Annotated in this window: 18 protein-coding genes; all 18 read right to left on the reverse strand. The window is 66.8% G+C overall.

Features of this window, described 5'->3' with window-relative positions:
• Positions 1 to 5 precede the first annotated feature (5 nt).
• The gene (locus tag B3611_RS03575) at positions 6 to 1,616 is read right to left on the reverse strand and encodes an ABC transporter substrate-binding protein (RefSeq protein ID WP_291313697.1); all 1,611 of its coding nucleotides are present in this window, start codon (positions 1,614 to 1,616) and stop codon (positions 6 to 8) included.
• Between the two features lie 56 nt (positions 1,617 to 1,672).
• Positions 1,673 to 2,884, reverse strand: coding sequence for a protein translocase subunit SecF (secF, locus tag B3611_RS03580; RefSeq protein ID WP_291313698.1), 1,212 nt, complete (start codon positions 2,882 to 2,884; stop codon positions 1,673 to 1,675).
• Positions 2,885 to 2,886: 2 nt separating this feature from the next.
• Positions 2,887 to 4,716, reverse strand: coding sequence for a protein translocase subunit SecD (secD, locus tag B3611_RS03585; protein WP_291313699.1), 1,830 nt, complete (start codon positions 4,714 to 4,716; stop codon positions 2,887 to 2,889).
• 165 nt (positions 4,717 to 4,881) lie between these two features.
• Positions 4,882 to 5,958: a Holliday junction branch migration DNA helicase RuvB gene (gene ruvB / locus B3611_RS03590; protein WP_291313700.1), complete on the reverse strand. Its 1,077-nt coding sequence runs from the start codon at positions 5,956 to 5,958 to the stop codon at positions 4,882 to 4,884.
• A 17-nt stretch (positions 5,959 to 5,975) separates the two neighbouring features.
• Positions 5,976 to 6,581: a Holliday junction branch migration protein RuvA gene (gene ruvA, locus B3611_RS03595; RefSeq protein WP_291313701.1), complete on the reverse strand. Its 606-nt coding sequence runs from the start codon at positions 6,579 to 6,581 to the stop codon at positions 5,976 to 5,978.
• Entirely contained in the window at positions 6,574 to 7,128 is a 555-nt protein-coding gene (ruvC, locus tag B3611_RS03600) for a crossover junction endodeoxyribonuclease RuvC (RefSeq protein ID WP_291313702.1), read from the reverse strand. The genes ruvA and ruvC overlap by 8 nt, the downstream gene beginning before the upstream one ends.
• Before the next feature lie 159 nt (positions 7,129 to 7,287).
• On the reverse strand, positions 7,288 to 8,040 hold the full coding sequence (locus B3611_RS03605) for a YebC/PmpR family DNA-binding transcriptional regulator (protein WP_291313703.1): 753 nt from the start codon (positions 8,038 to 8,040) through the stop codon (positions 7,288 to 7,290).
• Between the two features lie 96 nt (positions 8,041 to 8,136).
• Positions 8,137 to 9,009 (reverse strand): acyl-CoA thioesterase, encoded by an 873-nt coding sequence (locus B3611_RS03610; RefSeq protein WP_291313704.1) that lies wholly within the window; start codon positions 9,007 to 9,009, stop codon positions 8,137 to 8,139.
• Positions 9,010 to 9,060: 51 nt separating this feature from the next.
• On the reverse strand, positions 9,061 to 9,528 hold the full coding sequence (locus B3611_RS03615; protein ID WP_291313705.1) for a hypothetical protein: 468 nt from the start codon (positions 9,526 to 9,528) through the stop codon (positions 9,061 to 9,063).
• Between the two features lie 7 nt (positions 9,529 to 9,535).
• Positions 9,536 to 10,633: a glycosyltransferase family 4 protein gene (locus B3611_RS03620; protein WP_291313706.1), complete on the reverse strand. Its 1,098-nt coding sequence runs from the start codon at positions 10,631 to 10,633 to the stop codon at positions 9,536 to 9,538.
• Between the two features lie 11 nt (positions 10,634 to 10,644).
• Positions 10,645 to 11,553: a phosphatidylinositol mannoside acyltransferase gene (locus B3611_RS03625; protein ID WP_291313707.1), complete on the reverse strand. Its 909-nt coding sequence runs from the start codon at positions 11,551 to 11,553 to the stop codon at positions 10,645 to 10,647.
• Positions 11,550 to 12,200: a phosphatidylinositol phosphate synthase gene (pgsA, locus tag B3611_RS03630; RefSeq protein WP_291313708.1), complete on the reverse strand. Its 651-nt coding sequence runs from the start codon at positions 12,198 to 12,200 to the stop codon at positions 11,550 to 11,552. Before pgsA ends, B3611_RS03625 begins: the two co-directional genes overlap by 4 nt.
• The gene (locus B3611_RS03635) at positions 12,193 to 12,738 is read right to left on the reverse strand and encodes an HIT family protein (protein WP_414646291.1); all 546 of its coding nucleotides are present in this window, start codon (positions 12,736 to 12,738) and stop codon (positions 12,193 to 12,195) included. The genes pgsA and B3611_RS03635 overlap by 8 nt, the downstream gene beginning before the upstream one ends.
• A 43-nt stretch (positions 12,739 to 12,781) precedes the next feature.
• Positions 12,782 to 14,851, reverse strand: a complete 2,070-nt coding sequence (gene thrS, locus B3611_RS03640) for a threonine--tRNA ligase (protein ID WP_291313710.1) — start codon at positions 14,849 to 14,851, stop codon at positions 12,782 to 12,784.
• 128 nt (positions 14,852 to 14,979) lie between these two features.
• Positions 14,980 to 16,245: a Dyp-type peroxidase gene (locus B3611_RS03645; protein WP_291313711.1), complete on the reverse strand. Its 1,266-nt coding sequence runs from the start codon at positions 16,243 to 16,245 to the stop codon at positions 14,980 to 14,982.
• 57 nt (positions 16,246 to 16,302) lie between these two features.
• Positions 16,303 to 16,998 carry a copper chaperone PCu(A)C gene (locus B3611_RS03650; RefSeq protein ID WP_291313712.1) on the reverse strand — a complete coding sequence of 232 codons (696 nt, stop codon included), beginning with the start codon at positions 16,996 to 16,998 and terminating at the stop codon, positions 16,303 to 16,305.
• Positions 16,999 to 17,086: 88 nt separating this feature from the next.
• The gene (locus B3611_RS03655; protein WP_291313713.1) at positions 17,087 to 17,725 is read right to left on the reverse strand and encodes a copper resistance CopC family protein; all 639 of its coding nucleotides are present in this window, start codon (positions 17,723 to 17,725) and stop codon (positions 17,087 to 17,089) included.
• A 1,631-nt stretch (positions 17,726 to 19,356) separates the two neighbouring features.
• Positions 19,357 to 21,369, reverse strand: coding sequence for a bifunctional DNA primase/polymerase (locus B3611_RS03660; RefSeq protein WP_291313714.1), 2,013 nt, complete (start codon positions 21,367 to 21,369; stop codon positions 19,357 to 19,359).
• Between the last annotated feature and the right edge of the window lie 18 nt (positions 21,370 to 21,387).

Here is a 21,387-nt window from a genome sequence, read left to right on the forward strand (position 1 = left end):
GGACCTCACTTGCGTTTGGTGGGTTGCGGGGACGCGCTCTGCCAGCGGTCCATGTTCCAGCCGATGCCGGCGGTCCCCGTGTACACGACAACGTTACCGACGTTGCGGTCGATGGCGAAGATGCGCGGCTGCGCGGACAGCGGGATCGAGGGCAGCTCCTCCCACAGTTTCCTCTCCTCGTCCTGGAGCGCGGGCAGGTCCTGGGGGCGGTTGCCGGCGCCGGGGTACTCGGTGGCGGAGTCGACGGGGCGCAGCAGGACGTCGACGCTGCCTTCGGTGGTGGTTCGCTCTCCCGACTCCCCCGTCTCCACGTGGGACAGGTCGCGGAGGGTCTTGTTGCCCCCGGCGTCCACCACTCGGATGCCCGCGGGCTCGCAGGAGGCGCGCACGGTGTCGACCATTGCGGCGGAGCGCTGGGCGGCCCCGGCGTAACCGATGCGCACCTCGGTACCCGCCAGCGCGCCCGCGGCGGCGGGATCGACGGCCATGTGCGGGTCAACCACCCCGCCCAGGCGGCGCGCCTGGGGGTCGTTGTAGGGCAGCATGTGCACTAGGTTGACCGGTACGTCGAGCCCGCTCGCCGCACCGGAGGCGGCAGCCACGGCGCGCTGGTCCACGCACGCCGCCAGGGCTTGGCGGTTCGAGGGCACGGACCACATCCCTGCCGGGGCGAAGGTGAGGGAATCGGTGAGTTCCCCGACGGCGCTCTTGACGTCGAAGGGGTTTCCCTCGGCGTCGAGGTTGAGCCACGCGGGCTTCGGCTCGTTGAGTTCGGCGACGCGCTGCGCGCCGGTGTCCTTCAGCTCGTCGGGGTTTGCGCTCGCCGGCCACACCACGAGCTTCGGGGTGCGGGGGGCGTCGCCGTAGTAGGAGTCGTTGGCCACGAGAGCCACCTCACCGTGCTGCCCGACAGAGTCAATGCGGTACGGGCCGAAGGAGACCTGAAGCTCCGGGTCGAAGGACTCCAGGTTGAACCCGTCGCGCCAGGCCGCCGCCACCGGGTGAAGCTCGGCCGGATCCTCCGAGCGCAGCGCCGTGTCCAGCTCACCGAGCTCCATGCCGGCGCGGCGGGCAACCGCATGGGCGGGAAGGACGGTGCCGGCACCGAAGAGGCCGCGCCACCGCGCCCCCGCGCCCTCCTTGAACACCACCGTGAATTCTTTCGCACCCGGCTCGCAGTTCATGTCGGCGACCTCGTCGAACAGCGGCATGTGGGACCCGAAGACCTCCGGAAGCTGCCCCGCCTTGAGGGTGAGCAGGTAATCATCGCACGTCACGGCCGTGCCGTCCGAGAACGAGGCGGAGTCCGAGAGCTTGTACACCACCCTGCGCTGCGCGCCGGGGAGTACCTGGGTGGTCACCAGGTCGGTGTTCGGGATCATCTGGCCGTTCGGGCCGGGAACGAAGACACCCGGGTAGAGCCGCCCCGACAGCGCCTGCGCCGTCTCGGCAACACCGTCCATCGACCCCGCGTTGGTGGTGGTCACGTCCACGGGAAGCTGGTAGCCGAAGTAATCGGTGCTGGTGTCACCCGCCGCCTTATCCGCGGGCGGGGAGCACGACGCAAGGAGCCCCCCCGCCACGGCGACGGGGAGCGCGGCGCGAATGCGTGTCACACTGAAATCCTTTCCTAGGGGCACCCGGGCAGGGCCCGGGCTTGTCGACGCCCCACTCACCTGTTGTTCGGCCTCCACGTGGCGGTGGCCGGGGCGGCCGGGGCCTCCACGGGGCCGGCGGGGACGACCGGGGCGGCGACGGTGCGCCGCGTTGAGCCGCCGGGGCGTGACGCGTCCCCGCGGTCGTCGGCGAGCTCGCCGGCGCGGTAGGCCGCCACCTCGCGGTTGTGGTCGCGGTACTTCGCCCGCCGGTTGACCAGGGTGACCAGGAGCGGCGTGGCGAGGAACAGGGAGGAGAATACGCCCTCGATCACGCCGATGAGCTGGATCAGGGCGAGGTCGCGCAGCGTACCCACGCCCATCATCCACACGGCCACGGCGAGCAGCGCGACGATGGGCAGCGCGGAGATGACCGAAGTGGAGATCGAACGCATCACCGTCTGGTTCACGGCGAGGTTGGCCTCCTCGGCGTAGGTGGAGCGGCGCGAATCGAGCACACCGGCGGTGTTCTCCCGCACCTTGTCGAAGACGATGACGGTGTCGTAGAGGGAGAAGGTGAGGACGGTCAGCAGGCCGATCACCATCGCCGGGGTGACCTCGAGTCCGAACAGGGAGTACGTCCCGAGGATGACGATGCCGTCGACAAGCAGGGCACCCATGGCCGCAGCCGCCATGTCGCGCTGCAGGCGCAGCGCGACATACACCGCGGCGGCAACGAAGAAGACGACCATGGCGAGAACCATGCGCTTGGTGATGGTCGAACCCCATGACTCGGAGACGGTGGAGTCGCCGATCGCGTCGGCCGTTGCGCGGCCCTCCCCGTCCACGGGCCGGTACTGGTCGTAGATCGCCTGGCGGGCGGAGTCGATCTGTTCCTGGCTCAGGTGCTGAGAGTTGATCTCCAGCGTGCGGGAGTCGCCCGCGCCCACGATCTGCGTCAGCTCCGGTGTGACTCCCGTTGCGTCGACGAAGGTGTGCTCCACCTGCTCGGTGGATAGGTCGCCGGCGGGCATGCTCATCTTGGTGCCACCCTCGAAGTCGATGCCGAGGTTAAAACCGCGCAGGAGCATCGCGAGCAGCGAGACGGCCACCAGCGCGAGGGTGATCGTGTACCACAGCTTGGAGCGGCCGACGAAGTCGATCGCGCCGTCGCCGGAGTAGAGGCGGTCGTACCGGGAGCGGCGGGTCGCGCCGGCGGCGGGCGCAGTACCCTCGGGTGCGGTGCCCGCGTCGGGCGTGCGGTCTGCGGAGATTGAGGTGCTGGCCATCGTTAGTTCTCCTCGGGGTCTGCGGGGCGGTCCCCGGCGGCGACGGGCGTGCGGGAGGTGTCGCCGTCGAGGGCGCGGGGGCGCGCGCGCTCGTCGTCGACAAGCTTGTAGATCTTGCCCATGCCGTTGACGGAGGGCCTGGACCAGAATCGGTTGCGGGAGGCGAGGATCATCAGCGGCGCGGTGACGAGGAAGGTGACCACGAGGTCGAAGATGGTGGTCAGGCCCATCGTGAAGGCGAAGCCCTTGACGTCGCCGACCGCGAGGAAGTAGATGATCACGGCGCCGATGAGCGTGACCATGTTGCCGGTGACCACGGTCTCCTTCGCGCGGTCCCAGCCGTGGGCCGTGGCCGAGCGGAACGTCTTGCCCTTGCGCAGCTCGTCCTTGATGCGCTCGTAGATGACCACAAAGGAGTCGGCCGTGGTGCCCACGCCGATGATGAGGCCGGCCACGCCGGACAGGTCCAGCGAGTAGCCGATCCACCGGCCGAGCAGCACCAGCGCGCCGTAGACGAGCAGGCCGGAGACCGCCAGCGTGAACAGGGAGATCAGGCCGAAGAGACGGTAGTAGGCGAAGACGAAGACGGCCACGAGGATCAGGCCCGCGATACCCGCGTAGAGGCCCGCCTTGAGCGAGGCCAGGCCGAGCGACGGCGGCACGGTCATTGCGGTGCCGCCGGGTTCACCGTTCTCACCGGCGAAGGACAGCGGCAGCGCACCGTAGCGCAGGTTGTTGGCCAGGGCCTCCGCCTCCTCCTGGGAGAACTTTCCGGTGATCGACGTGGCGGAGCCGGGCGGGGTCGAGCCCTGGATGACCGGCGCGGAGATGACCTGGGAGTCCAGGGTGATCGCGATCTGCTTGCCGATCATCTCGCTTGTCAGCTGCGCCCACGTCTGGGAGCCGTTCGACTCGCCCGCCTGGCTGAACGCGAAGCTGATCTCCATCTGGCTGGACTGCGGGTTGAACCCGCCGGTGATCGCGCGGCCGGTGTCGATCTGGTCACCGGTGAGGCGCTTGCCGTCGGGGCCGCTCTGGCCGTTGAGCAGGGGCACCGCGTCGAGCAGCAGCGGCTGGCCCGAGTCGGAGTCGCAGGCGACGAGGGGCTTGGCCTCGTCGTCGGTTCCGGCGAGCGGGTCGGTCGAATTTGCCGAGCAGACCGAAGACATCAGGGCCATCGCCGCGAACTGGGTGGTCGGGTCATCGGACTGGCGCGTCTCGCGCAGCATGTCCGTCGTTTCCTTGCGGCGGTCCGCGGCCTGCACGGGGCCGTCCGGATCGGGCAGGGGCTCGGCGTTCAGGGCCGGAGCGTCTCCCCCGCCGAGCTGGGACGTCGCCTGCTTAACGACGTCCTGCGCGGTGTCCTTGTCCATCACGCCGTACTTGACCCACTGGTTGGCCATGTCCACGAGCGCCGGGGTGAACGTCGCCGGGTCGGGCGGGGTGCCCTGCAGCACCGGCCGGAACGCGAGCTGGGAGGTCTGGCCCAGGTTGCGTACCTCGGAGGTGTCGTCCCCCGCGGCCGTGATGACGAGGGTGTTGCCGTCAACGACCACGGTGGCGCCGCTGACGCCCATGCCGTTGACGCGGTTCTCGATGATGTTGCGGGCGTCCTCCAGCTGGTCGCGGGTGGGCTCCTGGCCCTGCGGGACCAGCGTCACGCGGGTCCCGCCCTGCAGGTCGATGCCCAGTTTGGGGGTCGCGGACCTGTCCCCGGTGAACAACACCAGGGAGTACACGATGACGACAAGGAGCGCGAAGAGGGCGAGGGCCCTGGCCGGCCACGTCCTTTTCGCGCCCGCGTCGCTCGAACGCCGATTTCTTGCGGACACTGAGGCAACTCCTCTATTTCGGTACAACCGTTTTCACTCTCCCCGCCCGCGGGCCACCCGGACCGGGCCCGCGCGGGGAAACGCACAACGGGTCATGCTACGTCATCGTCGCGGCGTGACGTGGCTGGGCCCCGCGCGGGTCGGGTGAAAAACGCGGGCGGCATATTAGATGAGGTTCAGCTGGCCGGGCGCCTCGGGCGGGGGCGTGAGCCCCAGGTGGTGCCACGCGGCCGCGGTGGCGACGCGGCCGCGGCCGGTGCGCGCCATGAGGCCGGCGCGCACGAGGTACGGCTCGCAGACCTCCTCGACGGTGGCGGGCTCCTCCCCCACCGCGATGGCCAGGGTGTTCACACCCACCGGCCCGCCGCCGTGGCCGCGGATGAGCGAGTCGAGCACGGCGCGGTCGAGCCGGTCCAACCCGCGCTCGTCGACGTCGAAAACCTCGAGGGCAGCGCGCGCGGCGGGCACGTCCACACGGCCGCTGCCGTGCACGTCCGCCCAGTCGCGCACGCGGCGCAGCAGGCGGTTGGCGATGCGCGGCGTCCCCCTCGAGCGCGAGGCGATCTCCACGGCGGCGTCGGGGTCGATGCTCACCCCGAGGATGTCGGCCGCGCGGGTGATCACGCGCGTCAGGTCCCCGACATCGTAGAACTCCATCTGGGCGGTGAAACCGAAGCGGTCGCGCAGCGGGCCGGTGAGCATGCCGGCGCGCGTCGTGGCCCCGACGAGGGTGAACGGCGGGATCTCCAGCGGGATCGACGTCGCGCCCGGGCCCTTGCCCACGATCACGTCGATGCGGAAGTCCTCCATCGCCATGTAGAGCATCTCCTCGGCCGGGCGAGCGATGCGGTGGATCTCGTCGATGAAGAGCACGTCGCCCTCCATCAGGTTCGAAAGCATGGCGGCGAGGTCCCCGGCACGCTCGAGGGCCGGCCCAGAGGTCATGCGCAGCGAGGTGCCGAGCTCCTGCGCGATAATCATCGCCATCGTCGTCTTGCCCAGGCCGGGCGGGCCGGAAAGCAGGATGTGGTCCGGTGTGACGCTGCGCCGGCGCGCACCCGCGAGGACCAGGTTGAGCTGCTCGCGCACCTTGGGCTGCCCGATGAATTCGGTGATCGATTTCGGGCGGAGGGACTTCTCGACGTCGCGTTCCTCGAGGTTCTCGGTGGCGTCGACAAGCGAATGCTGGGGCCTTCCCGGCGCCTCGGGAAGCGTGAACTCGGTCTTCTCGACGTCCGACATGCGCTACACCCTACCGTCTACTTCTTGCCCAGCTCACTGAGCGCGGAGCGCAGCAGTGCGGAGGAGGATTCCCGCGGCGAGTCCTCCGCGAGCTTCTCGACGACCGGCCGCGCGGCGCGGTCGGTGAACCCGAGGCCGAGCAGTGCCTCGATCACCTGCTCGGTGGCGTGGCTCGTCCCGCCGGTCGAGGCGGAGGGGGCGGGGGTTCCGTCACCCGCGTAGAAACCCTCCACCTTGTCCTTGAGCTCCAGCACCAGGCGCTCCGCCATCTTCTTGCCCACCCCGGGGATGGACTGGATCGCCTTGGCGTCGCCGGAGGTGATGTGGCCCGCCAGCTCGGAGGGCTCGAAGACGGCGAGGCAGGCCAGGGCGAGCTTCGGCCCGAGCCCGGAGACCGTCTGCAGGCGGTGGAACATGGTCCGGGCGCCGTCGTCGGTAAAGCCGTAGAGGGTGACCCCGTCATCCTTGACCACCATCGCGGTGAGGACGCGAACGTGCTCGCCCCGGGTGAGGCGGCCGAGGGTGGGCGGCGCCGCCAGGAAGCGGTAACCCACGCCGGCGCATTCGATGACAGCGTGGTCGAGGCCGATGGAGAGCACTTCCCCGTTGAGAGAATCAATCATCGCGTTTTTCGGGTCCTGTCTGGGTGGTGGCGGCTGCCAGGGCCGCGCTGCGGGCGATCAGTGGCGCGCGCCAGCAGTGGCACACCGCGATGGCGAGCGCGTCCGCGGCGTCGGCGGGCTTCGGCGGCTCGCCGAGCCCGAGGATGCGCGTGATCATGTTGGTCATCTGTTTCTTGTCCGCGCGCCCGTTGCCGGAGATCGACTTCTTCACCTCGGAGGGGGTGTACATGTGCACCGGGATCCCCTGCTCGGCGGCGGCGAGGATGAGCACACCGACGGCGTGGGCCGTGTGCATGACCGTGGAGACGTTGCCGCGCTCGAAGATGCGCTCCATGGCGATGACGTCCGGCCGGTAGTCCTCGATCCACTCGCGCACAGCCATGGACAGGCGCAGGAGGCGTTCGGAGAGCTCCGCACCGGCAGGGGTGCGCACCACGCCCACGGCGACGGGGATGACCTGGCGGCCGCGGCCCGCCTCGACAACCGAGAGACCGCAGCGCGTCAAACCCGGGTCGATGCCCATGACACGCAGACCCGCAAGATTCACGCCACCCTCCCTCGCGTTAGACCCAGACCGATTCACTGACACATATGTTCTACCACATGACCCGGCGCGACCCTCCCCGTGACGGCCGGCAGCGGGTGGGAACGGAAAAACCCCGCCGGGCCGGGCGGGGCTGAGGCGCTGCGGGAAGGGTGGCTGCGCCTACGCGCCGAGCTGCTCCGCCACCTCGTCGGAGATGGTCATGTTGGTGTAGACGTTCTGCACGTCGTCTGAGTCCTCGAGTGCGTCGATGAGGCGCTCCATCTTCCGCGCGCCGTCGACGTCCATGTCCACCTCCACGGAGGCGCGGAAATCCTGCTCGGCATCCTCAACCTCGATGCCCTCGGCAACGAGCGCGTCGCGGACGGCGTGCAGATCGGTCGGGGCGCAGATGACCTCAAAGAGCTCCCCGAGGTCGTTGACTTCCTCGGCGCCCGCGTCCAGCACGGCCATGAGAACGTCATCCTCGGTGAGCTCGCCCTTCTTCACCGTGACCACGCCAGTGCGGCTGAAGAGGTAGCCGACGGAACCGGACTCACCGAGGTTGCCGCCGTTCTTCGTCATGGCGGTGCGAACCTCGGTCGCGGCGCGGTTGCGGTTGTCGGTCAGGCACTCGATGAGCACGGCCACGCCATTGGGGCCGTAGCCCTCGTACATCACGGACTCCCAGTTCGCGCCGCCGGCCTCCTCACCGGAGCCGCGCTTGCGGGCGCGCTCGATGTTGTCGTTGGGCACGGAGGCGCGCTTCGCCTTCATGATCATCGTCTCGAGGGTGGGGTTGCCCGCCGGGTCACCGCCACCGGAGCGGGCCGCCACCTCGATGTCCTTGATCATCTTGGCGAACATCTTGCTGCGCTTCGCGTCGTTGGCGGCTTTCTTGTGCTTCGTGGTTGCCCACTTTGAGTGGCCTGACATAACCGGCTCCCCTTTCCCTTCGCGGAAATCCTCCAAAGGTGAACGCTCCAAAGGACCTAATGAACAGTCCCTCAGTATACGCAGAGGGCCCTTCGCTTAGCGACGCTCCCCCTCGCCCGCCGTCGGCACCGGTGTCGCACCGGTGCGCAGGTGCCGGGTCAGCCCCTCCTGCATGCACACCGCAACAAGGTTGCCGCGCGCGTCGTAGATCTTGCCCTGCGCCAGGCCCCTGCCGTGGTGGGCGGAGGGCGAGGACTGGTCGTAGAGCAGCCAGTCGTCGGCGCGGAACGGGCGGAGGAACCACATCGCGTGATCCAGGGACGCGAGCTGCACCTTGGCGCCCGGGTGGGGCACGAGCGCGGTGTAGATCAGGGTCATGTCGGACATGTAAGCCAGCGTGCAGACGTGGAACGTGTCGTCGTCGGGCAGCGCAACCTTGGACTTGAACCACACCAGCTGCTCGGCAGTCGCCCCGGGGTTGTGCTCGAAACCGTCCGGGGGGACGAGGCGGATGTCCCAGTCCGACCACTCCGTGGCCAGCCCCTGCATGGTCCGCCCCACGGTCTCGTCGGCCGGCTGCAGGTCCTCGGGCCGCGGAACGCCGCGCATCGGGTCCTGGTGGTCCGGGCCGGTGTCGGAGGTGAGGTGGAAGCTCGCCTGCATGGAAAAGATCACCTCCCCGTCCTGCACCGCCTCGACGGTGCGGGTGGAAAAGCTGCGCCCGTCGCGGGGGCGCGAGACCTTGTATATCGTCTCCTCGCTCGCCTTGCCCCCGCGCAGGAAATACCCGTGGAGCGAATGGACCCTCTTGTCCGCGTCAACGGTTCGGGTGGCCGCCACGAGGGCCTGGCCGGCGACGTGGCCGCCGAAGGTGCGGACGAAGATTTCCGATTCCATCGCGCGGCCGCGGTAGATGTCCTTGTCTATCCGCTCGAGGTCGAGCACTGCCTGGATCGCCGGGGTGTTCATGGGAGTACAGACTAGCGCCCCGCCACTGCAGCCGGGCGGCGGCCCGCACGGCTACAGCGACAGTGAGCAGAACTGCGGCAGCGGGGCGGTGCCTCCGAGGCGCAGCGCCCGCACGACGGGGTTGAGGCGCAGCGCCCGGGTGTCCGCGACGGCGTCGTTGTAGAAACGTAGCGCGAGCATGACGCGGGTGTCGGCGTCGGTCGTGTCGTGCACGCGGCGGGGCTCCGCCGCCGCTCCCGCGAGCAGGGGCGCCGCCTCCTCCCCGAGGCGCGCCTCCGCGGCGATGCGGGCATCGAGGTCCCCTGGCAGCAGGGGCACCTCCTCCGCCGCCCGGGCCGCGTCCGTCAGCTCCGGGTGGTACGCGGCGAGGACCGCGCAGCGTCGGTCCAGGGCGGCTTGCAGGGCGTCGCGCGACCGGTCGACGCGGATGTGCAGGCGGTCGAGGCGCTGGGCGGTGACCACGGACCACACAACCAGCGCTGTCAGCGCGACGGCGGCGATAAACCACAGGGCTGTCACGGCCGGGTCACCACGGGTCCACCGTGACCTTCTCCCCGTGCGAGACCGTCTCGTAGACCGCGAGAATCTGCGCCGAGACGCTCGCCCAGTCGTAGGCGCTGGCGCGGGCGGTGCCGGCGTCGATGAGGCGGTTGCGGGCGGCGGGGTCGTCGATAAGCGAGCGCAGCACCGCGGCGAGTGCGGTGCTGTCCCCCACGGGGAAGAGTGCACCGGCCGGGGTGGCGGATTCCGCGTCGCAGACCGCGGCGAAGGCCTCGAGGTCGCTGGCGACCACCGCGCACCCCGCCGCCATCGCCTCGACGAGCACGATGCCGAAGGACTCCCCCCCGGTATTGGGGGCGACGTAGATGTCTGCACGTCCGAGGATGCGCGCCTTCTCCCCGTCGGAGACGCGCCCGGCAAATTCGACTCCCGGCACCGTGCGCGGCGCGCCGCCGCCCATGACGGTCACGCGCGCGGGCCGGTCGAGCTCGTGCAGGGCGGAGAGGAGGATTTCGAGACCCTTGCGGGGCTCGTCGAGGCGGCCCAGGAAGACTATCTCCACGTCCGGGGAGGTGTTGCGCTCCCCGCGGCGGGCCGCGAAGGCGGAGGTGTCCACGCCGTTGGGGATGAGCACGGGATCCGTGCCCACCTGTTCAACCTGCCAGCGCCGGGCCATCTCGCTGACGGCGATGCCACCGCGGATCTTCTCCAGACCGATGCGCAGGGTGGGTAGCGCGGCGCGCAGGGCGAGCGACGACTCCGCCGAGGCGTGGTAGGTGGCCACGATGGGGCCGTGCGCCATCATGAGCGCCGCCAACGAGTAGCTGGGCGCATTCGGCTCGTGGATGTGCAGGACATCGAAGTCGCCGCGCTGGATGAATTCCCGGGTGAGGCGGCGCACGCGGGGGCCGACGGAGAGGCGCGCCACCGACCCGTTGTAGGGGATCGGGATGGCTCCGCCGCCCCGGGTGACCCAGCCGGGAAGCTCGGCCGCCGGGGAGGCGGGGCCGAGCACCCCAACGGAATGCCCGCGGGATCGCAGGACACGGGCCAGGTCAAGCACGTGGGCTTGAACTCCCCCTGGTTCGTCGAAGGAGTACGGGCAGACGAGGCCGACGCGCATGGACCCGCCCCCTAGTTCCGCGGCCGTCTAAACGGCTGGTAGGCGCGGTCGGCGGGCCACATGGGCTGGAGCATGTGCCAGTCCCGCGGGTGCCGGGCGATATTGCGCTGGAAGCGCTCGGCGACCCGCTGCGTCGTCTCCCCCACGCCGGTGACCTCCACGGGCGGATCGATGCGCAGGCCCCACCCCGCGCCCTCGAACCAGGAGTGCACGGTGAGCAGCTCGGCCCCCGTGTCCGCGGCGAGCTTTGCGGGGCCGGCGGGCATGGTCGTGTCCTCCCCGAAGAAGGTGACGGGCACGCCGCGGCTGGTGAGGTCGCGTTCCCCGAGCAGACAGACGATGCCGTTACCGCGCAGCACCTCCGTCAGGCGGGCGTAGGGGTGGGTCGCACCGCCGGTGAGGGGTAGAACCTCGAACCCGAGTGATTCGCGGAATTCAACGAAGGCGGTGTAGAGCGCCTCCGGCCTCAGGCGTTCCGCGACGGTGGTGAACCGCCCGTAGTTGGCCACGAGCCACATGCCGGCCATGTCCCAGTTGCCGGAGTGCGGCAGGGTGAGCACCACGCCCCTGCCCTGCCCCAGGGCGGCATCCAGGTGCTCCCGGCCCTGCAGCGAACGGGTCAGCTCCGCCACCACGTTCGGGTCACCCGCAAGGCGCGGCAGGCGGAAGGCCTCGCGCCAGTACCGGGCGTAGGAGCGCACGGAGTCCCGGACGAGCTCGCGGGTGACGTTTTCCGGCCCGACCACCCGGGAGAGGTTACGGCGCAGCATGTCCATGCCGCGCCCTCCGTCCGAGGCTTGGTCGGCGCCCCAGGTGAACGCGCGATCCGCGACGGGCCCGGGAAGCGCCCCGACGACCTTCCACCCGGCCAGGTAAGCGGCCGCAGCGGCCCTTCCACGCAGGTCATCTGCGGAGCTCACCGGCCGGCCTCCTTCGACCCCGCGGGGGCGGCCACGGGGTCGCCGGCGTGGGTGTCGCGTGCGGCGGTGCGCAAGCGCTGGACCACGGTGAAGATCGAGCCGGCGGCAAGCGTCCATAGCGCGGCCTCGATGGCCCAGGGGACGCCGAGCCCCTCTAGTGCGAGGCCGCCGAGGCCGATAATGAGCCTCTCCGGGCGTTCGATCAGGCCCCCGACTATCTTCAGGCCCCCCGCCTCACCGCGGGCCTTGATGTAGCTGATCACCTGGGAGAGCACGAGCACTACGAGCGCGGCGGCCACGGTGGCGGGCGCGGCGTGGTCCGTGTAGACGAGCCACATGACTATCGCCCCGAACAGCGCCCCGTCCGTGACGCGGTCACAGCTGGCGTCGAGCGTGGCGCCGTAGGCGCTGCCTCCCCCGCGCAGCCGCGCCATCGTCCCGTCTACCATGTCGAAAGCGGCGAAGAGCAGGGAGAGTACCGCCGCGAGCACGAGGTGGCCCTGCGGGATGAGCGTCACCGTCACCGCGACGGTGGCGGCTGTGCCCAGGAGGGTGATCGCATTCGGGGTCAGGCCCGCCCGGGTCAGGCCCCGCGCCACCGGTTCAACCACGACGGCCGCCGGTTTCCTTCCATAGATGCTAAGCACGGGTGCCCTCCTCCGCGGTTATCTCGGCCCAGCCCTCCGCCAGCAGCTCGCGGGTCTGCGAGAGCAGCTGCGGCAGCACCTTCGTGCCGGCGAGGACCGTCATGAAGTTCGAGTCCCCCGCCCAGCGCGGCACCACGTGCAGGTGCAGGTGGTCGCCCACGGAACCGCCCGAAGCCTTGCCCAGGTTCAGCCCCACGTTGATCGCCTCCGGGCGCGAGACACGCTTCAGCGTTTTCACCGCGCGCTTGGCAAACACCATGAGCTCAGCCGTCTCCTGCTCGGTGAGCGCCTCCAGCTCCGCCACCTTGCGGTAGGGCACGACCATGAGGTGGCCGGAGTTGTAGGGGTAGAGATTGAGCAGGGCGTAGACCGTCTCGCCGCGGGCGATGATGAGGCTGTCCTCGTCGCTGTGGCGCGGCGCCTCCACGAAAGGCTCGGCGGAAGCCTCCCCGGTGTTCCGGGCGCTCGAGGGCCGAGACGTAATATAGGCCGAGCGGTACGGCGCCCAGAGCCGCTCGAGCCTGTCAGGCTCACCCACGCCCGTGTCGACGTAGTCTCCCTCACCCCCGGTGGCCGGGGCGCTATCCCCGCCGGGCCGCAAGGTTCGCCTCGCTCGGCTGGTCGTTGATTTTCTCGCGCACCCAGGTGTCGATGAGCTCAACTGCCTCGTCCACGGGCACCCCGTTGATCTGGGAGCCGTCAAGGAAGCGGAAGCTCACCGCGCCCGCTTCGACGTCGCGCGCACCCGCCAGCAGCATGAAGGGCACCTTGCCCGTCGTGTGGGTGCGGATCTTCTTCTGCATGCGGTCGTCGGAGTGGTCCACCTCGGCGCGGATGCCGCGGGCTCGCAGCTGCCGCGCAACCTGCTCGAGGTGGCCGGCGAAATCGTCGGCGACCGGGATGCCCACCACCTGGTGCGGAGCAAGCCACGCCGGGAACGCACCGGCGTAGTGCTCGAGGAGCACGCCGAAGAAGCGCTCGATGGAGCCGAAGAGGGCGCGGTGGATCATCACCGGGCGCTTCTTGGTGCCGTCGGAGGCGGTGTAGTGCAGGTTGAAGCGCTCCGGGAGGTTGAAGTCCAGCTGCACCGTGGACATCTGCCACGTCCGCCCAATCGCGTCCCGCGCCTGAACCGAGATCTTCGGGCCGTAGAAGGCCGCGCCGGCGGGATCCGGGACCAGCTCGAGGCCCGACTTCTCCGCCACGGACTGGAGGATCGCGGTGGAACGCTCCCAAATGTCGTCGTCACCGATGTACTTCTCCGGGTCCTTGGTCGACAGCTCCAGATAGAAGTCATCGAGGCCGTAGTCCTGCAGCAGCGAGATGACGAACTCGAGCACACGGGTCAGCTCGTCCTCGAGCTGCTCCTCGGTGCAGTAAATGTGGGCGTCGTCCTGCGTGAAACCGCGCGCGCGGGTCAGGCCGTGGACCACACCGGACTTCTCGTAGCGGTAGACGGTGCCGAACTCGAACAGGCGCAGCGGCAGTTCGCGGTAGGACCGGCCGCGGGAGTCGAAGATGAGGTTGTGCATCGGGCAGTTCATCGGCTTGACGTAGTAGTCCACCGGCTGCCTCGTCACGTTGCCGTTCTCGTCGTACTCGCCGTCGAGCTTCATGGGCGGGAACATTCCGTCGGCGTACCAGTCGAGGTGGCCGGACTTCTGGAACAGCTCGCCCTTGGTCACGTGGGGGGTGTTGACGAAGGAGTACCCGGCCTGGATGTGGCGCTGGCGGGAGTGATCCTCCATTGCCATGCGCACGATTCCCCCGTCGGGGTGGAACACGGGCAGGCCTGAACCGACCTCGTCCGGGAAGGAGAACAGGTCCATCTCGTTGCCCAGCCGGCGGTGGTCGCGCTTTTCCGCCTCGGCGAGCATCGTCATATACTCGTCGAGCTTTTCGGCGGACTCCCACGCGGTGCCGTAGATGCGCTGCAGGCCCGCGTTCTTCTGGTCGCCGCGCCAGTAGGCGGCGGAGGATCGCGTGAGCGCGAAGGCCGGGATGTACCTGGTCGTGGGCACGTGCGGACCGCGGCACAGGTCGTGCCACTCCACCTCGTTCGTGCGCGGGTTGAGGTTGTCGTAGTGGGTGAGCTCCCCCTCGCCGACCTCGGTGGCCTCGTCGGAGGAGGGGTCGACGTTGCCCTTGTCGTTGATGAGCTCGAGCTTGTAGGGCTCGTCCTTCAGGTCCGCGGCGGCCTCCTCCGCGGAGACGTAGACCTCGCGGGAGAACTTCTGGCCCTGCTTGATGATCTTCTTCATCCGCCGCTCGATCGTCTTCAGATCCTCGGGGGTGAAGGGCTCGGCCGCGTCGAAGTCGTAGTAGAAGCCGTCGTTGATGGCGGGGCCGATGCCCAGCTTGGTGCCGGGGAATTCGGCCTGGACGGCCTGGGCGAGCACGTGGGCGCAGGAGTGGCGGATGACGGAGCGGCCGAGCTCGGTGGAGGCGGCCACGGGCAGGAAGGTCGCGGTCTCGTCGGGGACGTGGGACAGATCCCGCAGAGTCCCCTCGGCGTCCTGCACGACAACGACCGCGTCCGGGCCCTTGTTCGGCAGGTCGAGTTCGCGCATCGCAGCCCCGACGGCGGTGCCGGCGGGGACCTCGAAGGGCTCGTACGCTGCTGCGGAGTGGTCGGTAGCCTCACTGGCCATGGTGGTGCGCTCCTTTGCGCTCGCGGCGTGCGACATACCCGGCCGCACGCCTGTTTGAAGTTCCGTTGTCGTTGGCACCCGCCCACGCTGTGGACGGGGCAGACACAACCGCGATCCTACCCGGGGGTTCAGCCCAGGACGGTTTCACCCCAGAACGAGTCGCGGGCATCGCTTGGCGACGCCCCCCTAGTCGTCCCCGGCGGAATCCAGTAGACGGACGACCCGATGTGCGTGATCCAGGTATTTAGGCGGTCCGACTCGTTCAGGCGTGCCTGCACGGGCGTGAACTGCCTGTCCGGATCCTTCTGGAACGCCACGAAAATCAGCCCCACGTTGGACAGCTGGCCCGAGCCCGGCTCGGGCGGCAGGTTGTAGTTGTAGGGGCGGCGCTTGAAACGCTGCTCGGGGTGGTCCTCGGGCGGCATTGCGCGCGCCATGTGGGAGTTCTTGTCGATCACGGGAAGGCCGTACTCGTCGGTCGCCTTCATGTCGGGGGCGGCGAACTCTCCCCCGCCGGTCAGGGGGGAGCCGTCGTGAAGCGAGCGGCCGACCGCCTGCTCGCGCGAGGCGCGGTCGAGCTGCTCCCACTCGTCGAGGTTCATCGCTATGCGACGCACCACCATCGACGTACTTCCCGCGAAGCCGTCGGGCCCGTCGATCCAGACCTGCTCGTCGAAGGCGGTCTCGTCGTGCGGGTTGACCGTCCCGTCGACCTGGCCGAAGAGGTTGCGCGGGGTCTGGCCCTTGGGGATGGCGCCGAAGGCGTTCATGAAACCCTGCTGCACCCAGGCGGTGTCGACGTAGTCCATGCCGGCGCGCGTCATGTGGCGCATGGCCCAGGCAGCCATGACGGGATCGTCGGCGCAGATCTGCAGGGCGAGGTCGGACTGGCCCCACTCGGGGCGCAGCCGGTCCCGCGAAAAGGCGGGGATACCGTGGAGCCAGGAGGGTTTCCTGTCCGGAGCGGCGATGTCGAAGATGCGCTCGCCGAATCCGGCGGTGATGGTGAGGTTGGCGGGCCACTCATTCATCTCCGGTTCGAGGCTGCCGAGGGGGGCGTGGCCACCGCACAGGGCGCGGGCGTCCTCGGTCCACACGCGCATGAGCCGCGTGATGCCCTTTTTGTCCACACCCTTCTTCAGGTTGAACCCGATCATGTTGATCGCGGCCTGCGTGGGAGTCGCAATGCCCGCCTGGTGGTCGCCGTCGAACTCGACGACGGCATCGGTGAGCGGCTGATCGTTCTCCGAGGAGTTGCTCGGGAGGCCGGTCGCGGACGCGCCGGCGGTGGTGGCGCCCCCGCCCTTGTCCCCCGCCCCGCTGCACGCGGCGAGCGCGCCGGCGGATGCGGCTGTCGCGGAACGCGCCAGGAACCGGCGGCGTGACACTGACATTGCAGAAACCTTTCCTCGGGAACGATCAGCGCTGGAGTTGACGGGCCTCTGGTGGCCCTAATTGCCCTCGTGGCCCTCGTGGCCCTCGTGGCCGGTGTGGCCCTCGTGGTCACCCTCCATCGGGGCGCCGTCCGGCATGGTGTGGCCCACCATCGAGCCGTCCTTGCCGTAGTCCTCGTGGCCCGGGATCATGGTGCGCACGGCGACGTTCGGGATCTCGATCTTCTGGCCGTCGGAGGTCTCGAGGGTGACGTCGACGGTCTCACCCGCGGGAATCTCCGGGGTGTAGTCGAGGATCATCATGTGGGTTCCGCCCGGAGCGAGCTCGAACGTGCCGTTGGCCGGGACGGTGAACCCGCCCTCGACGGGGCGCATGACACCGTCGACGGTCTCGTGCAGCTCGTAGCGGGCCTCACCGAGGGAGGTGGTGAAGCCGGTGACCGTGATGTCCTTGTCGGTGCGGTTGTGCAGGGTGCCGAAGATGGCGGTCATGTCCTTGCCCGGCTCGGTCTTCGCGCGCACCGTGCCGTTCTCCAGCTGAATGTCGCCCTCTCCCTGGATCTCACCGGCCGCGGCCGTGGAGGTCTCCGTCGCGGTGGCGGAGGAGGTGGCGGTGGTCGAGGACGTCGCGGTGGAGGTGGCGGTGGTGGACTCGGACGACGTGTTCTTCGAGGCCCCGTCGTCGTTGGAGCAGGCTGCGAGGGACACCGCCGCCAGGGCAGTCGCGATGGTCAGGCCGATACGCTTGTTCATGAATTCTTCTCCGTTGTCGGGCGCGGCGCTGCCGCAACCCGGTCGTGTGGGAAATGGATGTGCTGGGTTAACCGCGGCGCGGGTGCGCCTACGCCTCGCCGGCTGCGGAGCCGGTTTCCGCGCGCCTCTTCCGTCCGATGAGCGCGATGGCCGCGCCCCCGATGACGAGCACCCCGAGACCCGCCGCGATCAGCGGCAGGGCCCGCGAGACGGAACGCTCACCGTCACCCGCGGCGGGCTCGGGCGAATTGTTCTCCCCGGTCGCAGCGGGTGCGCCGGAGGAGGGCGAGGAGCCCGCCGGTTCGTAGGTGAACGTGGTCATCCCCTTGGTGGAGTGCCCGTCAGAGGAGATGATCTGGAAACCGATCCGGTAGGTACCCGGATCCGCCTTCAGGTCACCTGGCAGGTCGAGAATGACGTTACGCCCGTCCAGATGGGGCTCACCCGAGAAGATGACCTCGTTGGTGGACGCGTTGGACAGCGCGAAGGTGTTGAAACCGTCCTGCACCTGCCCCGAAAACGTCAACTCGAGCGTGCGGGGGAACTCGGTGACCACTTCCCCGTCGGCGGGCGAGCCTCCGACCACGGCATCGTGTGCCAGAGCGGCGGGCGCGCCCGCCAGCGAGAGCATCGCCGACGCCAGTGCGGCGGCCACCAGGGGTGCCACCGGCGACGGCGCACCCAGGCGGCGTAAACCGCGGGCGGAACGGGAATAACCAGAGGTCATCTACGAACTCCTTGGGTGTGAAACAAAGACGCGGGCGTGGGACGCCCAGCAGGTGAGTAGTCGGCTCCCCGATGACGATAGTTCCCCCGGCCCGCCAGAGGTAACGCGCGCCACATCCGCACCGCGGGTCACGGTAGGCGGGGCGCGACGCGAATAAGAGGAATCCGGGACCTACGGGCGCCACGGAAAACGCCCCGCGCAGTTCGGTGCGCGGGGCGTTTGCCACTTAGGTACTGGTGGTCCTAGCTGGGTATGAACTTGTTCACCTATATTGCCTGTTCAGAAGGCATATAGGTGTGCCATATTTCGCAGTGTGCCATATTCTGTGCCAGATACCCCCGCCATGTGCCACGGCACCACCGGCAGCTAAGGGTGAGAATGTCTTTTATCTTGCACTAAAAAAACACCTAACCGTGGCCCCATATAGTAGGCTCCCCCGTTAGTAAAAGACCGCCTAGAGGCTACCCGCCGCCTCACAACCAAAAAGGGTTTTAACATGATCTGCCCAAAGTGCCAGAGCCAGAACGTCCAATTTATGTTTGTGGAGAAAGGTTCTCGCACCGCCCGCCACGGAACCGGCTTCGGAGGGAAGGTAAATAATGCGGCCCGGCTGACTATGGCTGTCAGCACAGTCGGAATGTCCAATCTGGTTTGGAAAAAGTCTGGGGGTACCCAGAGGACGAAGAATCAGACTCAGAAAATGGCCATTTGCCAAGACTGCGGGAAAGATTGGAAAGCGTAGGCGCGAGCTCCCGGCAGATTACCTTATGTTTGATATTTAAAACATAGCTTAAGGGCCGTTTTCTCCAATTTCCCCCGGGTCGGAATCCGCAGCACCCCACCGGCATCTAGAATAACCCCCCGGGATGTCCCCTCCCCCTATGGCACAAACCCACGCCTTAAGTAAACAAAAGGTTAAGAGTTTAGAAAACGGCCCTGTCTAAGGGGTTGAATAAATCAACCGGGCCGCCTACCCATCCACGTAGCGTGAGGCCGTCAGCGTCCACGTCAGCCCCCGATTTGAACGCGCTCCGGCCCGCCTGTTGCCACGGGTGAATGTGGCTCCAAAAACCTTCGAGACCACTGGCCGAGAACGAATCCACATTCGGAGATCAAAAAGCTCCTAAAACCCGACCCGTTTACTCCCGCTGGGGTAACGTACTACCGTCTTGGTAAGTTTCGAAGCCACCTTTGGCTAGCGCGTTCCCGTAGGGTCTCCGAACGACTTTCGTAATCTCTGGGGAGACATTACGTACATTACGGAAGTGCCCCGAAAGTAGCTATCTACCTGCGTAAACGACTTCCGTAACTATTACGGAAGTGCGGAAGACGAGCACTACCGTTACGGAAGTCACTTCCGTAACTATTACGGAAGTCATTTCCCCTGATTAAAGTATATAAATAGGCCACTTCCGTAAATCCGCAATTGTCTTATGGAAGTCATTACAGATTACGGAAGTCAGCCAAGCCGCACGTTTTGTAACGACCTTCAAGGATTCCATAGCAAACCGGCCAAGCTTCGTCTCCCGGGGTTTACGCTCCACCGTTTCCAAAGGGTTGACCGCTAAGGTGCCGTAAGCGACACAAGGGTTGACCCCCGTCAGATTGACGGGGGTTATATAGACGGGGGTCTACGGGAGGGTCCAGTGTGCCTTCCTATCTCTAGATTCCTTCTTAACGCTGAGGTCTTTAGCCGCCTTTTCCACAGAGCTTTCGCTATAAGCCCCTTTAGCGTCGGCAATAACCTGTTCTTTCGCCGCACCGGGGTTCGCATTTAGGTAGCGGCGTAACCATGATTTCGCGGTTTCGGCTTCACCTGTGTCGATCTTTCGGTTACGGTTCGCGATCTCCCCGGCGGTAGTTGTTGTGGTGTCGCCAAGAACAAATCGCGGCATTTTTTTGACCTTGCCGTCTTCCGCTTCTACCTCACCGTTTTCCAGCGTGTACGAGTAGGACGGCATGAGTGGGCCGACATTATTCTTGCCTTGTGATATGACGCGCTCGCCAGTTTCAACGTCACACGCGGTAGCAAAAACGGACCGGGCTACTTCCCCATACGCAGAAGAACCAGTAATACCGGACACAAAGTCGCTACCCGCGCTCTTTTTCTGGTGAACGATAGCGATAACAACCCCGTCTATTTCCGCTGCCAGCCGGGACCACGGCTGTAGCGCTTCGCGGGTTTCAGTGTTCTTATTCGTGTCCGAGCCGGACATGTACGAAGTCAGCGGATCGACAAACACCGTGCGAATATCCTTGGACTTGCACTCCGCAATAATCTTGTCCATGTCCCGGCGCGGGTTGATTGTATCCGCATTCAAAACATGTACACGAGCCATTTCAGCGTTATGAACCGCGAACGACGGCGTGACCGAGTGATCGAGAGACTCTTCGGCGTGGAAGTACAAAACGTTATGCGGTACGCCTTCCCACGAGCCTTTTAGTGTGCCCTTGGTGATTTGCGAACCTAGCCACCGGCAAAATGTGGACTTACCATCTCCACCTTTTCCTGTGACGATCGTCAGGCCGCCGATTGCAATTCCGCCCATGTCATCATCGCCCCAAACCCATTCAGCGGAGTGGATAGGCGCGTTTTCTAGGGTCTTGAAAAGACCACCTGTGGTTTCGTGGTCCGGGTCCGTAGCCGGTTCATCGTGCGACTTGAAGTAGCGCGAGATTACCTCTTCCGGCATCGCCAACGCCTCCGGGTTGGAAAACAGACCTAACTCCTTTTCCAGTTCAAGCCAATTGGTGTCAGGCTGTTGACCACAGTCAATTTCCCCCTTAATCTTGCTAACAGCGTCAACGACCGAGGCGTAAAATTCTTTCTCTCGGATTTCATCACCTGTCTTGGTTAGCGCTGCGACAAACTGTTTACGGATCACCTCAAGCGTGTTTGCCGCGCCGGGCTGGCCTAGGTTCACCGCGTTATTCACGGTCGAAAAGACTGCCGCGTGCATACTGTCGTGTCGTTTGGCGCTGTCGATCTCCACCTCTCCGGCTTCACCGGGCAACACGCGGCCTTCAAGCCATTTAATAGCCGATTTGTAGTCGGGGACCTCCGCCTTTGGCGTTGCCCCCCGAGCCGGACCCTTAGTGAGAAAATCAACCCACCTATCCGGCAGAGCTGGCAGGTCAGCCACCTTCGGCGGGGTAGACATCTCCTCATCCTGCGTGTCGTACCACTTGTAAGCATCGCCGTTGAAGGTTGACGGTGCCGCCACGGCATAGCGGTGGTGGGGTTGCAGGATGTCAATACCGCCCCCGAGTTGCTTGAACTCCACGCCCTTCGGAACCTGAAAAAACAGGTGGCGGCTTTTGCTCCGCGCCCCGTGGCGTGTGTTGTAGAACGTCGGGGGCAATGCCCCGTATTCGATTTCTAGGCTTTCCCGGGTTTTCGCGCCGGATTTGTTGGCGTAGTTGTCGATATCTAGCCCGATAACCCCGTCCGGTATACGCAACCCAACGTTTGCGTTGTCCACCGGATTCTTCCACAATTCTTTTAAAAAATCGTTGTCTTTACGGTTGCGTCCGGTCACTTCACCAGCGGGCGGGAACTTCTTCCCCGCCGGGAGCGGAAAAGGAGCCCAGCCGCATTCAAAATAGCTGTCTACCCAGTCTTCGAGTGTGGTAATCTTAGTCATGTAATCCTCTTTCCAGCC

It is taken from the genome of Corynebacterium sp. UBA2622 (assembly GCF_002339505.1).
Taxonomy (GTDB): domain Bacteria; phylum Actinomycetota; class Actinomycetes; order Mycobacteriales; family Mycobacteriaceae; genus Corynebacterium.

Coding starts and splice junctions, on each gene's coding strand:
- secF (WP_291313698.1), bottom strand. CDS start 2,884: ATGGCCAGCACCTCAATCTCCGCAGACCGCACGCCCGACGCGGGCACC.
- ruvB (WP_291313700.1), bottom strand. CDS start 5,958: ATGTCGGACGTCGAGAAGACCGAGTTCACGCTTCCCGAGGCGCCGGGA.
- ruvA (WP_291313701.1), bottom strand. CDS start 6,581: ATGATTGATTCTCTCAACGGGGAAGTGCTCTCCATCGGCCTCGACCAC.
- B3611_RS03605 (WP_291313703.1), bottom strand. CDS start 8,040: ATGTCAGGCCACTCAAAGTGGGCAACCACGAAGCACAAGAAAGCCGCC.
- B3611_RS03610 (WP_291313704.1), bottom strand. CDS start 9,009: ATGAACACCCCGGCGATCCAGGCAGTGCTCGACCTCGAGCGGATAGAC.
- B3611_RS03620 (WP_291313706.1), bottom strand. CDS start 10,633: ATGCGCGTCGGCCTCGTCTGCCCGTACTCCTTCGACGAACCAGGGGGA.
- thrS (WP_291313710.1), bottom strand. CDS start 14,851: ATGGCCAGTGAGGCTACCGACCACTCCGCAGCAGCGTACGAGCCCTTC.
- B3611_RS03645 (WP_291313711.1), bottom strand. CDS start 16,245: ATGTCAGTGTCACGCCGCCGGTTCCTGGCGCGTTCCGCGACAGCCGCA.
- B3611_RS03650 (WP_291313712.1), bottom strand. CDS start 16,998: ATGAACAAGCGTATCGGCCTGACCATCGCGACTGCCCTGGCGGCGGTG.
- B3611_RS03655 (WP_291313713.1), bottom strand. CDS start 17,725: ATGACCTCTGGTTATTCCCGTTCCGCCCGCGGTTTACGCCGCCTGGGT.
- B3611_RS03660 (WP_291313714.1), bottom strand. CDS start 21,369: ATGACTAAGATTACCACACTCGAAGACTGGGTAGACAGCTATTTTGAA.